Raw genomic sequence first — 13,915 nt, 5'->3', positions numbered from 1 at the left:
ACAAACGGCAGGAGGAGGTTGAATGTTTGCTAAGTTGAAATATCTGGCGCTGGGTGCGGTCGCTCTGGGAGCGATGAGCCTTTCCGGTGCCGCGAGTGCCGAGACGACCCTGACGCTGTCGTCCTGGCTGCCGCCGAAACACCCGATCGTCGAGCACATGATCGAGCCGTGGATCGCCGAAGTGGAAAAAGCGACCAACGGCAACGTCAAGATCAAGATCCTGCCGAAAGCCATGGGCAAGCCCCCGGCACACTTCGACATCGCCAAGGACGGCCTGGCCGACATCAGCTACGGCGTGCACGGTTACCAGCCGGGCCGCTTCCTGATGACCAAGGCGGTGGAAATGCCGTTCCTGGGCGACAGCGCAACGGCCTCTTCGGTGGCCTACTGGCGCATCTACAAGAAGTACCTGGAAAAGTTCGACGAGCATAAGGGCACGGTTGTCCTGGGCGTGTTTACCCACGGTCCGGGCGAAATGTTCAACGCCGTGCGTCCGGTCAACCAGCTGTCCGACCTCGACGGTCTGAAGATCCGCGTCGGCGGCGGTGTCGTCAACGACGTCACCCAGGCACTCGGCGTGACCAGCCTGCTGAAGCCGGCTTCCAAGTCCTACGAACTGATGTCCAACGGCGTTGCCGACGGCGTGTTCTTCCCGAAGGAATCCATCGCCTCGTTCAAGCTGAGCAAGCTGGTCCGTTACGCGACATTCGTTCCCGGCGGCCTGTACAACACCAGCTTCTTCCTGGTGATGAACCCGGCTTCCTTCAACAAGCTGTCCAAGGAAGACCAGGACGCGATCATGAAGGTGTCCGGCGAGAACTTCGCCCGCATCGCCGGCAAGGGCTGGGATGATGCCGATAAGGCCGGCGTCGCCACGATGGAAGCCGATGGCGTGGAAATCACCACCGCTTCCGACGATTTCGTTGCCGCGATCAAGGCCAAGACCGACCCGATCGAGGCGGCCTGGATTGCCGAGGTCACGGAAAAGGGTCTCGACGGTGCCAAGGTCATGGCCGACCTGCGGGCTGAAATCGCCAAGGTGGAAGCCGAACAGTGACAACAGCTTCCGCCCATCGCGGTAAGGCAGCTGACCGGGTCGTCCTCTGGACGACCCGGGCTCTGAGTGTCCTGGCCGCTTTGCTTCTGTTTTCAATGATGGTTCTCACCTTCGTCGACGTCTGGGGACGCTACATCTTCAGTGCGCCGGTTCCCGGCGGCTTCGAGATGACCGAACTCATGCTGGCGACGCTTATCTTTGCCGGCCTGCCGTTGGTGACGATTGGCGGCGAGCATATTACCGTCGATCTGATCGAATTCAGCGTGTCCCCGACACTGGAGCGTTTTCGCGAAGGCGTGATCAGTCTCGTTTGCGCGTTCATGACCGGTGTTCTGAGCCGCGAGATGTGGTTCAAGGCGCTGGAACAGCTGGACTACGGCGACGAAACCGCGGTTCTCCATATTCCGGTCTATCCGGTGACTTTCTTCATGTGCGCAACCGCCGCTCTCACCTGTCTGGTGCTTGTGGTTCTGGCATTTCAACAGATCTTCGGCGCGCGCAAAGTCCAGGCTTCTGGCACGAATTGACGGCAGCCGGCCGTTGATGGCCGATGCGGTCTGAAACAAACACTTCAACGAACAAGGTACCCCCGTGCAGGAATCGCTCGTCGGCTTTGCCGTTCTCCTTGTCCTGATCCTCTTGCGCCTGCCCATCGCCTTCGCCATGGGCCTGGTGGGGACGGTCGGTTTTGCCTATCTGGTCAACTGGAACGCGGCCCTGGCCATGATCTCGTCGGTGACCTACGAGACGGGCCTTGCCTATGACCTGTCCGTGGTGCCCCTGTTCATCCTGATGGGCAACTTCGTGACCCGGGCCGGCCTTTCAGATGAACTCTACATGGCGGCCAATGCCTTTCTCGGTCACCGCAAGGGCGGGCTGGCCATGGCAACCGTGGTTGCCTGCGGCGGCTTCAGCGCGGTTTGCGGCTCGAGCCTTGCCACGGCCGCGACCATGGCGAAGGTCTCCATGCCGTCCATGCGCAAGTATGGCTATTCCGACAGCCTTGCGGCCGGTTCGATTGCCGCCGGCGGCACGCTCGGCATCCTGATCCCGCCGAGCGTCATTCTCGTTCTCTACGGTATCATGACCGAGCAGGACATCGGCCAGCTGTTCATGGCAGGCATCCTGCCGGGCATGCTCGGTATCCTGTTCTATCTGGGTGCCGTGCGGGCGACGATCTGGCTCAAGCCGGAAGCCGGGCCTCCCGGCGAACGTATGCCCTGGAACGAACGCTTCAGGGCGCTGCGCGGCGTCTGGGGCGTGATGCTGCTCTTCCTCTTGGTGATGGGCGGGATCTACGGCGGCATCTTCACGCCGACGGAAGCCGCCGGCATCGGCGCCTCCGGCGCGTTCTTGTTCGCCCTGGCGCGGCGGAAGCTGACGTGGCCGGTCCTGTTCGACGTGCTGCTGCAGAGTGTGCGCTCCACGGCGATGATCTTCAGCGTGCTGATCGGCGCCCTGATCTTTTCCAACTTCATCAACTACGCCGACCTGCCGAGCATCCTGACCGACTGGGTGGCCCAGTCCAACCTGCCGCCGTTCGGCGTGATGCTGCTGATCATGGCCGTCTACCTGGTGCTCGGCTGCATCCTGGAAAGCCTGTCCATGATCCTCTTGACCGTGCCGGTCTTCTATCCGCTGATCTCGGAACTGGTCTTCCCGGGCGTGCCGCCGCAGATGGTGCTGATCTGGTTCGGGATCGTTGTGGTGGTGGTCACGGAAATCAGCCTGATCACGCCTCCGGTCGGCCTCAACGTCTTCGTGCTGCGCGGCGTGCTGCCGGACGTGAAGACAGGCACGATCTTCAAGGGCGTCGGTCCGTTCTGGGTCGCGGATATCATCCGGCTGACCCTCTTGATCCTGGTGCCCTCGATCACCTATCTGCTGCCATCCCTGATGGGGCGTTAGCGAGGCTCAGGCAGCGATAAACGAAACAAGGCGAAGCCGCGGAAACGGCTTCGCCTTTTTCTTTATTCAGTCCGGTTCAGGCGCGGCAGAAGCTGCCTGCGAGATAACCGAAAGCGATGGCGGTGAGCAGGCCGTTGCCGGAGAGATAGCCGGAGACGTCCGGTCCGGAAACGCCGCAGGCCGCTCCGCCGCCGGCGAAAAGGTTCGGGAACGGATTTCCTGCACGGTCGAGAACGCGGGCCTCGTCGTCGATCATCAGACCGCCCTGGGTATGGAACAGGGCGCCGGTCACCCTGACCGCGTAATAGGGCGGGGCAAGGCCGGGCTTGCCGGTAAAGTCCCGGCCGAACGGATCCTGCGCCCTCCCGGCCTGATACCCGGCAATATCGCACAGCGTTTCCGCGAGTACGGCCTCCGGCAGTCCGGTCACCTTTGCTAGGTCCGCGACATCCGAAGCTTCGCGGATCGCGCCGGCCTTGACCGCTTCCACGTAGTCCGGGAAACCCAATGCAAATGCGTGGATGCGGGCATCGTAGATGTCCCAGGCGATGCCGTCCGACTGGCCGAGCACATGGACGGCCTGTTCGGAATAGCCGCCGTGCTCGTTGGAAAAGCGACGGCCTTCCGTGTTCACCTGGATGCCGCCTTCCATCATCAGCGCCCAGGAGATCAGGATGCCGTGCGGATGGGCAAGCGAGCCGTGGCCCTGATAGCCTGAAAGATGCTTCAGCTCCGCGCCGAGCGCTTCGCCCCACAGGAGTGCATCGCCCTTGTTGCCCTCGTGGCCGTAGTACATGCCCCCGGCGATTTCCGGGATGTGCCGGGCGACCAGCTCCCGGTTGCCGCCATAGCCGTTGCAGGCAAGGATCAGCGCCTTGCAGCCCAGGATCTCGGTCTGCCCGTCGGGGCGCGAGATTTCGACGGCGGTGATGCGGTTGTCCGTGTCCGCATAGAGCCTTGTCACCGGTGCGTCGGTCGCCACTGGGATGTCCGCCTGTTCCGCCGCGGCCAGCAGGCGGGCGAGCAGGGCAGCACCGGTTTTTTCCGGAACCGCATGCATGCGGTGGCGGGAATGGCCGGGATAAAGGAAGTCGTCGAGCACGATCCAGTCGAGGCCGTGCGCGTCGGCGAGCCATTCCAGGGCCGGGCCGATGGTGCGGCTGGCGAGCCGGGCAAGGTGCTTGTCGGACTTGCCCTTGGACTTGGCGAGAAGGTCGGTTTCGAACAGCGCCGGGCTGTCATCTGCTACGCCGATGGCGCGCTGGAACCGGGTAGCGGGTGCGGGCACGAAACCGGAGGACATGGAGGTCGAGCCGGACGGGGAGGCGTCGCGTTCAAGGACGAGGACATCGGATCCGGCGCCTTTCGCCCGAAGGGCTGCGACCAGACCGCAGGCGCTGGCGCCGATAATAACGACTTCGGCTTCCGCGTCGATGCGCGACGGTGGTTCCCTTGAGATGCCGCCGGCAGTCATGTCAGAGCCCCGAAATCAGCGTCAGGGCCTCGGCGCAGGTCATGATCTTCGAGACGGTGCCGAGATCGCCGATAGACCGTTCGTGGGTTTCGCGCGAGAAGGCCGCGCAGCCGTCGGAGAGCACCATGGTCTTGAAGTCGCGCACATGGGCATCGCGCACGGTCGAGGCGACACCACCGTTGGTGACGATGCCTGAGAAGATCAGCGTGTCGATGCCCGCCTTGCGCAGCACCCATTCCAGCCGGGTCATGTAGAAGGCGGAATAGGCGACCTTTTCGACCGTGAGATCCGCCGGCTGCAGTTCGTCGACCAAAGCATGGCCCCAGCTTCCGGGCGCAAAGTCGCCCTTAGCCAGAAACGGGCGCAGCTCCTTCAGATGCGGCGAGATGAACGGTTCGCCGCCTTTGCCGGGGACCAGGGTGAAATGGGTGGAGACGATCCAGCCGCCCTTGGCCCGCATGGCTTCGAAGAGCGGCAGGACACGGGCGGGAAGGGCTGCGATATCGGCGTTCTTCTGGCCGCCGCGGGCATAGGCGCCGTCCGGATGCAGGAAGTCGTTCTGCAGATCGACGATGACGAGGCCCGTGCGGGCGGGGTCAAGGGCGAGATCAGACATCGGCACCTTCCATGCGGTCGATCACCAGGTTGCCATAGGCGTCGACGCGGCCGCGCAGGCCCGGATCGACGAAGATGGTCGTGTCCGACTGTTCCAGAAGGGCGGGGCCTTCGATCTCCGCGCCAATTTCCAGGTCGAGCCGTTCGTAGACGATGGCCTCGTGCCACGCGCCGTCGCAGAAGACGGAACGCTTGCCGATCCGGCAGTCCTGTTCCGGCTTGCCGGCGGTCGGTGCGAATACGGCCATGTCCAGCTGCGGCCGGCGGCCGATGACGGCGATGCGGTAGTTCATCACCCGCATGGGAATGCCTTCCAGCAGGCGGCCGTAGGCGTCCTTGTAGGCCACTTCGAAGGCGTCGCGGATCGCATCAGTGGTCAGACCCGAGGACGGGATGGTCACCGGCACGCTGACTGTGTGGGTCTGTCCCAGATAGAGCATGTCGAATTCATAGACCCGGTCGACGCCGGCAAAGGCGACGCCTGCGCCTTCAAGCAGCTTCTCGGTCTCGTCTGCGACAGCCTCCATCTCGCGGCCGAGCTCTGCGGCGTCGATCTGGTCGAGCAGGCGGTTGACGGTCTGCACCCGGTCGTGGCGCATATCGGCGACGACACAGCCGAGCGCCGACGTCACGCCCGGGAAGCGGGGCACCAGGGCCGAACCCAGGCCGACATCCTTGATCAGCGCGCCGGTATGCAGCGAGCCGCCGCCGCCAAAGGGCATGGCGGCGAATTTCGCCGGGTCGTGGCCCTTTTCGATGGAGACGAGGCGGATGGCCCCGGCCATCTTGGCATTGGCGAGTTTCAGGATCGCTTCCGCGGCTTCCTCGATGCCGAGGCCGAGCGGATCGGCGATATGGGACTTGATCGCCTTGCGCGAGGCCTCGATGTCGAGACGAGCAAGCTTGCCGCCGATGGGCCGGTCCGGGTTGATGCGGCCGAGCACGACGTTGGCGTCGGTCACGGTCGGCCGATCGTTGCCGAGGCCGTAACAGACCGGGCCGGGATCCGACCCGGCGGATTCAGGACCGACCTGCAAAAGACCGGACTTGTCGACGGAGGCGATGGAGCCGCCGCCGGCGCCGATGGTGGTGATCTCGATCATCGGCGTGCGCACGACCATGCCGAAGTCGATCGCCGTTTGGGCTGCCAGCGCGGCTTCGCTTTCGGCCACCAGCGACACATCGAAGGAGGTTCCGCCCATGTCGCAGGTGATGATGTTCTCAAAACCCGCCGCCCTGGCGATTTCCGTGGCTGCGATCACGCCGGCTGCCGGACCGGAGAGCGCGGTGCGGACGGGATAACGCTTGGCAGTGTCGATGGACATGACGCCGCCGTTCGACTGCACGATCAGGATGTCGCCGACAAAACCCTTGTCAGCGAGACCCTTTTCCAGCCGGTCCAGATAGGAGGAGACCACAGGCTGCAGATAGGCGTTGAGCGTGGCCGTCGACAGGCGCTCGAACTCGCGGATCTCGGGCAGGATTTCCGTAGCCGCGGTCACATAGGCGTTCGGCCAGACCGAGCGGACCGCGTCGACGGCGATGCGCTCGTTGTCGTTGTTGGCATAGCCGTTGATGAAGAACACGCAGACCGCCTCGCAGCCCGCATCGGCCAGCGCCTGGGCCTGCGCCTTGACCTGGGCCTCGTCCACCGCCTGCAGAACGGAACCGTCGGCAAGCACCCGTTCGTCGACCTCGACCCGGTCGGGACGTTCGACAACGGGCGTGAAGCTTCCCTTCAGGCCCCAGGTGGTCGGCCGGTCGCGGCGGCGCATTTCCAGAACGTCGCGGAAGCCTTCGGTGGTGATGATGCCGGTGCGGGCGCCCTTGCGCTCCAGAAGTGCGTTGGTGCCGACGGTCGTGCCGTGGACCACGGTGGAGATCAGCCCGAAGTCGGCGACCTTCTGGCCGATGCCCTCGACAAAGCCCTTCGACTGGTCGCCGCGGGTGGACGGCACCTTGGTGGTGGTCACCGTGCCGTTTTCTTCGTCCAGGATGAACACGTCGGTGAAGGTTCCGCCGACATCGACCCCGATGACGTAAGCCGGTTTGATCATTCTGCTGCCTCTGTGGAACGCAGGTTACTGGTTGCGGCGCTGTCGACCGAGCCGTCCGATGTCAGCGTGACGCCGTATTCATTCGTCGCGCAGTCCGGGCTGACGAACCCGAGACGCACGTCGCGGGCGATGCTTTCCGGATCCCGGTCGCGCGGGTTGCCGTAGCCGCCGCCACCCGGGGTTTCGAGCCGGAGCTTCTGGCCGCGCACGATGCTGACGCCGACGATCTTGGAGACCATGGGCGGCTCCTTGAAGCCGCCGGCCTGTTCGAACTGGAAGCGGTTGGTCGCTGCCTGATGGCCGCCGACGACGCCGGCCGGCGCAAACTTGCCGCGCTCCCCGAACAGGAAGACGTCGGCCTGACGTTCCAGGAGCTCGATCTCGTAGATCGCCCCGAGACCGCCGCGGTATTCGCCCGCGCCGCCGGAATCGGGCCGGAGCGCCCACTGGGTAAAGCGGACCGGGTAGGCGGCTTCCAGGATTTCCAGAGGCGGAATGGTCGCGGTGGAGATCGGCGCATTGCCGTGGTTCAGGCCGTCGCCGCCCGCATGGGCGCCATGGCCGCCGCCGAAGAAGGAGAACATCACCCAGCGCTGTCCATTGGCGCGGTGACCGGCAAGCGACAGGGCGTTGATGGTGCCGTAGGCGCAGGCCATCGCCTCCTTCGGCGCGATCTGGGCGACCGCCTCGAAGACCACGTCGATCAGGCGCAGGATGGTTTCGGTATAGCCACCGACCGGTTTCGGCGCCTTCACCGACAGGAGCGAATCCTCGTCAATGCGGAACTCGACCGGCTCCAGCACCCCGGCATTGGCCGGCACATCGCCGAAAATATGCTTCAGGGCGACGTAGCAGGCGGCAACCGTGGTGGAGCGGGAGATATTGACCGGGCCGGCGCAGGCAGGCGAGGAACGGGTGAAGTCGAGCACCATGCGGTCCCCCTCGATGGTGAGGTCGAGGGCGATCTTCAGCGGCTCGTCGTTGATGCCGTCGTTGTCGAGGAAATCCTCGGCCGAAACGGTGCCGGACGGCAGTTCGGAAATCTGGGCGCGCATCATCTGCGCCGCGCGGGCCTTCAGCTCGACCAGGCAGTCGGCGACGGTCGCGTCGGTATATTCGTCGAGCAGCGCGTTCATGCGCCGCTCGCCCAGTTCCAGGGCGTTGATCTGGCCGTTGAGATCGCCGTAGAGCGACAGCGGCAGGCGGGAATTGGCCGACAGGATATCGACCACGTCCTGGCGGAACTCGCCTTTGTCGTAGAGCTTGACCGGCGGGATCAGCATGCCTTCCTGGAAGCATTCGGTCGCGGCCGGATTGTAGTTGCCCGGCACGTTGCCGCCGACGTCGTGCCAGTGGCCGACGGAAGCAAGGAAGCAGAATACCTTGCCGTCGCGGAACACGGGCTTGACCAGCCGGAAGTCGGACAGGTGGGTGCCGCCGTCGTAGGGATCGTTGAAGATCCAGACGTCGCCCTCGTTGATGCCGCCCTGCTTTGCGGCCTTGTCGATCACCGCCTTCACGGCAAAGGCCATGACTCCGACGAAGATCGGCAGGCCGGACTTGCCCTGTACCAGGGTCTCTCCGGTGACCGCATCGTAGATGCCGTGGGAGGCGTCATGAGCCTCGGCGATGATCGGGTTGAAGGCGGAACGGAACAGGGTCGCGTCCATTTCGTCGGCGATCTGTTCCAGACGGCCCTTCAGGATTGCGAGCGTGACCGGATCTATTGCCATCAGTCGGCTTCCTCGTCGTATTTCTTGCCTTCGGCCAGGATGCCGGGGGTGCCGATCAGGCCGTTCAGCCCGGCAAAGTCGAACATGCGGCTGCGGAAGGCCTCGTTCGACCCGTTGGCAATGAGATTGGCGTAGTAGTCGCGGGCGGTGGCGGCGATGGCGCGCACGATCCCGCCGGGGAAAATGACAAAGCTGAAGCCGAGGCCCTCGAGCCCGGCGGCATCGACAATCGGCGTCTTGCCGCCCTCGACCATATTCGCCATCAGCGGCACGCGGCCGGCGAAGCGGGAGACGATCTCCTGCATCTGTTCCAGCGACTGCGGCGCCTCGATGAACAGCATGTCGGCACCGGCCTCCACATAGGCTTCGGCCCGGTCGAGCGCGGCCTCGAAGCCTTCGACGGCAATGGCGTCGGTGCGGCCGATGATGAGCGTGTCTTCGGAGACGCGGGCATCGCAGGCGGCGCGGATCTTGCCGGCCATCTCGGCCCTGGAGACCAGCGACTTGCCGTCGAGATGGCCGCATCGCTTGGGCAGGGTCTGGTCTTCCAGCTGCAGGGCATTGGCGCCCATGCGCTCGAAGGTGCGGACCGTACGCTGCACGTTGAGCGCATTGCCGAAGCCGTTGTCGGCGTCGACGACGATGGGAAGGCCGATCCGGTCGCGCACGCTGGCGATGGTCTCGGCGACCTCGCTCATGGAAACGAGGCCGATGTCGGGGCTGCCGAAGCGGGTATAGGCGATGGAGGCCCCGGACAGATAGACGGCCTCGGCCCCGGATTGTTCGGCAATCAGGCCGGTCAGTGCGTCATAGACACCCGGTGCGAGCAGGATGCGCTGCTCGGCCAGTCTTTGTTTCAGGCTCATTGGCCTGTCTCCCTTTTCCGCTCTGCTGCGAAGCGTTTTTTCAGATGCGGCACCAGCCCGCCGTCGGCGAGCATCCGCTTCAGATTGTCGGGCAGCGGTTCCAGCTGCACAGTTTGGTTTTTCGACGTCAGGCGCAGTCCGCCGGCGTCAAGGTCGAGATCCGCGGCGTCACCGTCGGCAATGCCGTCGAGGTCGTCGGCGATCAGCACCGGCAGGCCGAGGTTGATGGCGTTGCGATAGAAGATGCCGGCGAAGGAGCGGGCGATCACGGCGGCAACACCCAGATGCTTCAGCGCTTCGGCGGCCTGTTCGCGCGACGAACCCATGCCGAAGTTTTTCCCAGCCACCACCACGTCGCCCGGACGAACGGTCTTTGCGAAATCCGGCCTTGCGGCTTCCAGGCAATGGGCGGCAAGCATCTCGATGCCGCCGGCCATATACACGCCCGGTGCGAGCTGGTCGGTGTCGATGTCGTCGCCGAAGAGAAAGACGCGTCCGCTCATGCCTCAGTCTCCCCGCCGTTCAGGAACTCGCGCGGGTCGGTGATCCGGCCGGTGACCGCGGAGGCGGCCACGGTCAGCGGCGAGCCGAGCCAGACCCTGGAGGAGGCGGCACCCATGCGGCCCTTGAAATTGCGCGCGGTGGAGGAAATGCAGGTGACATCCTCGCCGAGGCGGTTGGAGCCGTAACCGGCGCAGATGCCGCAGGCATTGGCCAGGATTTCAGCGCCTGCGTCTTCGAACACCTTCATGATGCCGTCGGCTTCGGCCCTGTCCTGGTCCCGTTTCGAGGCGGGGGCGACCATCAGTTCCGTGGCGAGCCTGCGGCTCTTCAGGATGCGGGCGGCCCGCTTCAGGTCTTCGTATTTGGCCCCGGTGCAGGCGCCGATATAGGCGACGTCGACTTTCGTGTCCGGGACCTCGGTCACGGGTGCCGAATTGGCCGGGGAGTGGGGGGCTGCCACCTGGGGCTCCAGCGTTGCCGCGTCGAAGACGTGACGGGCGAGCAGGTCGGCATCCGGGTCGGTGCGCAGGCCGTGCCAATTGCCGGCATCGCCGCCGACGCCGGACAGATAGGCCGCAGTGGTTTCGTCCGGTGCGATCAGGCCCGCCTGGGCGCCGAGTTCGGCGGCCATGTTGGAGAGTGTCATGCGCTCCTGCATGGAAAGGGCGGCAATCGCCTCGCCGGTATATTCCACCGCCTGATATTGGCCGCCGTCCATTCCGAGCCGGCCGCAGAGCGCCAGCATGATGTCCTTGGCGGTCACGGCGTCCGACAACCGGTTTTTCCATTCGATCAGGATGGTGCCGGGCACCTTGATCCAGATTTCGCCGGTGGCGAGTACGCCCGCCATTTCGGTGGCGCCGACGCCGAACATATAGGCGCCGAAGGCCCCGCCGGTCGGCGAATGGCTGTCGCCGCCGACGACGAACATGCCCGGCTTCAGGTGACCGCGTTCGGGCAGGACCACATGGCAGATGCCTTCGCCGTCATGGAAGGCGACCTTGCGATCCTTCGCCCACTGGCGGGTGAGTTCGAGAATGCGCGCGCCTTCGTCCGTGTCGCCGGGAACGAAATGGTCGGAAATCAGCACGACCTTATCCGTGTCCCACAGGCCGACGCCCAGGTCCTGAAGGATGGGCTCGACCCGGCGCGGCCCGCCGGAGTCGTGGATCATGGCAAGATCCACCTTTGCGGTGACGATTTCGCCCGGCGTTACCGTGTCCCGGCCCGCCGCCCGTGCGATGATTTTCTGTGCCAGTGTCGTTTTTGCTGTTGTTGCCATCACGCCAGTCCCAGATAGGAGCGCTGCAGCTCGGGATCGTCCATCAGCACGGAGGCGACGCCGGAGAGGCGGATCTCGCCGTTTTCCATGACGAAGGCACGGGCGGCGATTTCCATGGACTGGAGCACGTTCTGCTCCACCAGGAGGATGGTCAGGCCGTCGCTGTTCAGGCGCTGGATCAGGTCGAACATCTCTTCCACCAGCAGCGGAGACAGGCCGATGGACGGTTCGTCGAGGATCAGGAGTTCGGGTTCGGCCATCATGCCGCGGCCGATCGCCAGCATCTGCTGCTCGCCGCCCGACAGGGTGCCCGCCTTCTGGGCGAAGCGTTCCTTCAGCCTCGGGAAGATATCGACCACGTGATCGAGGTTGCGGGCCCGATTGGCCCGGCCGCGCCGGTAGGAACCGAGCTCCAGGTTCTCGCGCACGCTCAGGTTCGGAAACACATGCCGGCCTTCCGGCACATGGATCAGGCCGCGGTCGACGATCGCCTGTTCGGAAAGGCCCTGGATCTCCTCGCCCTTGAAGCGGATGGTGCCGCTCCATGGGCGGATCAGGCCGGACAGAACCGAGGAAAAGGTCGTCTTGCCGACGCCGTTGGAGCCGAGCAGGGCGACGATCTCGCCGGCCTCGATATCCAGATCGATGCCGCGCAGGACCTCGACCGCGCCGTAACCGCTGCGCAGGGACGTGACCTCAAGCATGGCGCGCCTCCCGCCGGGCCATGCGCTCGGCCATGCCCTTGCCGAGATAGGCCTCGACCACCAGCGGATCGCTGACGACGTCGGCCGGTGCGCCCTCGGCGATCAGTTCGCCCTGGTTCAGAACCCAGGTGTATTCGGAAAGGCTCATCACCGCCTGCATCACGTGTTCGATCAGGAGAATGGTCACGCCGGCCTCGCGCACGGCGCGGATCACCGGAATGACGTCGCGGATTTCCGACGGGTTCAGACCGGCGAGCACCTCGTCGAACAGGATCAGTTTCGGGTCGGTCGCAAGCGCGCGGGCGACTTCCAGCCGCTTGCGGCCGGCAACGGTGAGAGACGAGGCGTCCTGGTCGAGCCGGTCGCCGAGACCGACCTGCTTCGCCACGGCCTCCGCCTTTTCAAGCGCCTCGGTGCGGGAGCGGATGCGCAGATGGGCGCCGACGGCGATGTTCTCGCGTACCGTCTGGCCGGCGAAGGGCTGGACGATCTGGAAGGTGCGCACCATGCCGCGGCGGGCGATTTCTTCGGGGGCGAGACCGGTGATGTCCTCGCCGAGGAAGCTGACCGTGCCCGCGTCCGGTTTGTGAAAGCCGGTGATCAAAGCGAACAGGGTGGTCTTGCCGGCGCCGTTCGGGCCGATCAGCGAGGTGATCCTGCCTTCCGGCACGGTCAGGCTGACGTTGTTGGACGCCTTCACCCCGCCGAAGGACTTCATGAGACCGCGGATCTCAAGCATGGGAACCTCAGGCATGGCGGGCTCCCGTGGCGGCGGATTTCGGGCGCAGGCGGTTGACGAGCCCCGCAAGGCCGCGCGGCATGAACAGCACCATGATGACCAGCAGAATGCCGTAGAGAACCAGGCTGATGCCCGGCAGGTCGCCGATCAGTTCCCGCGTCAGTTCCGAAATCAGGTGAAGGCCGACGGCGCCGAGCAGCGGGCCGAACAGGGTGCCCATGCCGCCGATGATCGGCACCAGCAGGCTTTCGATCGAGATGGCCGGGCCGTAGGCGATATAGGGGTCGAGATAAAGGAAATACTGCGCATAGAACACACCGGCGAGACCGGAGAACAGGCCGGAAAGCATGATTGCGCCCATCTTCACCCTGAAGGCGCTGACGCCGAGCGCCCGGGCGGCATCCTCGTTGTCACGCACCGCCATCAGCTGCGCGCCGAAGCGGGAGTTGCCGAGCCACCAGACGACGGTGAAGGCGGCAAGCGCCATCAGCCAGATCACCCAGAAGAAGCCCTGTTTGGAGACGAACTGGAAATTGGCCGCGCCCTGGTCGAGGGGGATCAGGATGCCGACCCCGGCGCCGGTGAAATCCACCGAGTTCGACAGAATGCGCAGCACTTCGGCGAAGGCGAGGGTCACCAGCGCGAAATAGGAGCCGCGCAAGCCATAACGAAACGTGGAAAAGCCGATGCCCGCCGCCACGACCACGGCCATCAACCCGCCGGCGACGAGGCCGAGCCACGGATTGACGCCGAGCTGCACCTGGAGCACGGCGACCGTATAGGCGCCGGTGCCGAAATAGGCGGCATGGCCGAAGGAGAACTGGCCGCCGAAACCGCCCAGAATGTTCCAGGCCTGGCCGAGCAGGGCCGCATAAAGCGTCATGATCACGAGATTCAGCCAGAACTCCGAAGCGATCACGAACGGGGCGAGACCGATGAGGGCGAAGACGATGCCAAGAATTACAAGCTGTCTCAT

13 protein-coding genes are annotated in these 13,915 nt (G+C 64.8%); 3 read left to right on the top strand and 10 right to left on the bottom strand.

All coding sequences use genetic code 11. The annotated features are described in order from the left end of the window. Positions 1-22 precede the first annotated feature (22 nt). The 3 genes from HK439_RS17715 to HK439_RS17705 all read left to right on the top strand — a co-directional run bounded on the left by HK439_RS17715 (position 23) and on the right by HK439_RS17705 (position 2,965). The gene (locus HK439_RS17715; RefSeq protein WP_190292850.1) at positions 23-1,057 is read left to right on the top strand and encodes a TRAP transporter substrate-binding protein; all 1,035 of its coding nucleotides are present in this window, start codon (positions 23-25) and stop codon (positions 1,055-1,057) included. Beyond that, positions 1,054-1,584, top strand: a complete 531-nt coding sequence (locus HK439_RS17710) for a TRAP transporter small permease (RefSeq protein ID WP_190292849.1) — start codon at positions 1,054-1,056, stop codon at positions 1,582-1,584. Before HK439_RS17715 ends, HK439_RS17710 begins: the two co-directional genes overlap by 4 nt. 64 nt (positions 1,585-1,648) lie before the next feature. Next, positions 1,649-2,965 (top strand): TRAP transporter large permease, encoded by a 1,317-nt coding sequence (locus HK439_RS17705; protein WP_190292848.1) that lies wholly within the window; start codon positions 1,649-1,651, stop codon positions 2,963-2,965. Positions 2,966-3,041: 76 nt separating this feature from the next. Here the strand turns inward: HK439_RS17705 and HK439_RS17700 are convergent, their stop codons facing one another. Genes HK439_RS17700 through HK439_RS17655 form a run of 10 tightly spaced genes read right to left on the bottom strand, consistent with a single transcriptional unit; the run spans position 3,042 to position 13,915 of the window. Beyond that, on the bottom strand, positions 3,042-4,439 hold the full coding sequence (locus HK439_RS17700) for an FAD-dependent oxidoreductase (RefSeq protein WP_190292847.1): 1,398 nt from the start codon (positions 4,437-4,439) through the stop codon (positions 3,042-3,044). Position 4,440: 1 nt separating this feature from the next. Further along, positions 4,441-5,055, bottom strand: coding sequence for a cysteine hydrolase family protein (locus HK439_RS17695; protein WP_190292846.1), 615 nt, complete (start codon positions 5,053-5,055; stop codon positions 4,441-4,443). Then, positions 5,048-7,111 carry a hydantoinase/oxoprolinase family protein gene (locus tag HK439_RS17690; RefSeq protein WP_190292845.1) on the bottom strand — a complete coding sequence of 688 codons (2,064 nt, stop codon included), beginning with the start codon at positions 7,109-7,111 and terminating at the stop codon, positions 5,048-5,050. Before HK439_RS17690 ends, HK439_RS17695 begins: the two co-directional genes overlap by 8 nt. Then, entirely contained in the window at positions 7,108-8,847 is a 1,740-nt protein-coding gene (locus tag HK439_RS17685; RefSeq protein ID WP_209011919.1) for a hydantoinase B/oxoprolinase family protein, read from the bottom strand. The genes HK439_RS17690 and HK439_RS17685 overlap by 4 nt, the downstream gene beginning before the upstream one ends. Next, the gene (locus HK439_RS17680; RefSeq protein WP_190292843.1) at positions 8,844-9,710 is read right to left on the bottom strand and encodes an isocitrate lyase/PEP mutase family protein; all 867 of its coding nucleotides are present in this window, start codon (positions 9,708-9,710) and stop codon (positions 8,844-8,846) included. The genes HK439_RS17685 and HK439_RS17680 overlap by 4 nt, the downstream gene beginning before the upstream one ends. Next, entirely contained in the window at positions 9,707-10,213 is a 507-nt protein-coding gene (locus tag HK439_RS17675) for a 3-isopropylmalate dehydratase (protein WP_190292842.1), read from the bottom strand. Before HK439_RS17675 ends, HK439_RS17680 begins: the two co-directional genes overlap by 4 nt. Then, positions 10,210-11,496: a 3-isopropylmalate dehydratase large subunit gene (locus HK439_RS17670; RefSeq protein ID WP_190292841.1), complete on the bottom strand. Its 1,287-nt coding sequence runs from the start codon at positions 11,494-11,496 to the stop codon at positions 10,210-10,212. The genes HK439_RS17675 and HK439_RS17670 overlap by 4 nt, the downstream gene beginning before the upstream one ends. Then, a complete protein-coding gene (locus HK439_RS17665; protein ID WP_190292840.1) occupies positions 11,496-12,200 on the bottom strand; it encodes an ABC transporter ATP-binding protein in 705 nt (234 codons plus the stop codon). Before HK439_RS17665 ends, HK439_RS17670 begins: the two co-directional genes overlap by 1 nt. Continuing rightward, positions 12,193-12,954: an ABC transporter ATP-binding protein gene (locus tag HK439_RS17660; RefSeq protein ID WP_190292839.1), complete on the bottom strand. Its 762-nt coding sequence runs from the start codon at positions 12,952-12,954 to the stop codon at positions 12,193-12,195. Before HK439_RS17660 ends, HK439_RS17665 begins: the two co-directional genes overlap by 8 nt. Then, positions 12,947-13,915 (bottom strand): branched-chain amino acid ABC transporter permease, encoded by a 969-nt coding sequence (locus tag HK439_RS17655; RefSeq protein ID WP_190292838.1) that lies wholly within the window; start codon positions 13,913-13,915, stop codon positions 12,947-12,949. The genes HK439_RS17660 and HK439_RS17655 overlap by 8 nt, the downstream gene beginning before the upstream one ends.

The organism is Roseibium aggregatum (assembly GCF_014692675.1).
Taxonomy (GTDB): domain Bacteria; phylum Pseudomonadota; class Alphaproteobacteria; order Rhizobiales; family Stappiaceae; genus Roseibium; species Roseibium aggregatum_C.
Note: the sequence above shows the minus strand (reverse complement) of the source record. Positions and strands in the feature narration are given on the sequence as shown.